Below are 1,610 nucleotides of genomic sequence, written 5' to 3' on the forward strand. Positions count from 1 at the left end.
AGCTTTAATGGTTTGCTGGGGTTTAATTACTAAACGAGCAAAGCTAACTTGGCATTGTTGCTGGCTAGGAGAGTTTGCAACTCTTCAGAATCAACGGTTTCTTTCTCCACTAACATTTCCGCTAGTTGGTCAAGGATGCCCCGGTTTTCCACTAATACTTCCTTGGCTCGTTGGTAGGCTTGATCCACCAATCGACTTACTTCAGCGTCAATGCTAGCGGCAGTTTCATCAGAGAAGTCTCGGTCCGAAGCAATGTCCCTTCCCATGAAGATCCCCCCACCTTGGCGACCTAAGGCCACAGGCCCGAGGCGATCGCTCATGCCAAAGCGAGTTACCATCTGGCGGGCCACCCGAGCTACCTGTTGCAGGTCATTGGAAGCACCGGTGGTGACTTCTTCTTCGCCAAAAATAATTTCTTCGGCAATGCGGCCTCCCAGGGCAACGGCCATCTGATTTTGCAGATAGGAGCGGGAGTATAAACCGGATTCCATGCGGTCTTCACTGGGGGTGAACCAGGTTAAACCACCGGCCCGGCCCCTGGGAATGATGCTAATTTTTTGCACCGGATCGTAATCCGGCATCAAAGCTCCCACCAAGGCATGGCCAGCTTCGTGGTAAGCCACCAAGGTTTTGCGTTTTTCGCTCATTACCCGATTTTTCTTCTCGGGGCCAGCCAACACCCGGTCGATGGCATCGTTGACTTCGTCCATGGAAATTTCGGTCAAGTTGCGACGGGCGGCTAAAATAGCGGCTTCGTTCAACAAATTGGACAGGTCAGCACCGGTAAATCCGGGGGTACGGCGGGCAATTTTATCCAAATCCACATCTTGGGAAAGGGTTTTGCCCCGGGCATGGACATTGAGGATTTCTCGACGACCAGCATAGTCAGGACGGTCTACCACCACTTGGCGATCGAAACGACCGGGACGCATCAAAGCGGAGTCCAGTACGTCGGGGCGGTTAGTGGCAGCCACAATAATGATGCCAGTGTTGCCTTCAAAGCCGTCCATTTCTGTTAGTAATTGGTTGAGGGTCTGTTCCCGCTCATCGTTACCACCACCGAGACCAGCGCCCCGTTGACGACCAACGGCATCAATTTCATCGATGAAGACAATACAGGGAGCATTGGCTTTGGCTTGCTCAAATAAGTCTCGCACCCGGGAGGCTCCCACACCGACAAACATTTCCACAAATTCTGAGCCGGAGATGGAAAAGAACGGTACTCCAGCTTCCCCCGCAACGGCTTTGGCTAAAAGGGTTTTACCGGTACCGGGAGGGCCCACCAGGAGCACACCTTTGGGAATCTTGGCTCCCAATTCGGTAAAGCGGTCTGCGTTTTTCAGGAAGTCCACCACTTCGGTGAGTTCTAGTTTGGCTTGCTCAATGCCGGCCACGTCCCCGAAGGTAACTTGGGTTTGGGGTTCCATTTGCACCCGCGCTTTGGACTTACCAAAGTTCATGGCTTGGGAACCAGGGCCACTCTGGGCCCGGCGAAAGAGGAAGAAAATCCCCACCAGGAGCAAGATGGGCAAAAATAGGGTGCTGGCGATGCGGAACCAGAAGCCTTCGTCGCTCTGGGGCTGGACGGCAATATCCACGTTGTGTTGGGT

The 1,610-nt window shown here is 53.5% G+C and carries 1 protein-coding gene; it reads right to left on the reverse strand.

What is annotated here, in order from left to right:
• Positions 1 to 29: 29 nt before the first annotated feature.
• Positions 30 to 1,610: ATP-dependent zinc metalloprotease FtsH3 (gene ftsH3, locus IQ219_RS19495; RefSeq protein WP_194073710.1), on the reverse strand; the 1,581-nt coding region annotated here is incomplete at its 5' end.

This window comes from Synechocystis sp. LEGE 06083 (assembly GCF_015207725.1).
Lineage (GTDB): Bacteria > Cyanobacteriota > Cyanobacteriia > Cyanobacteriales > Microcystaceae > Synechocystis > Synechocystis salina.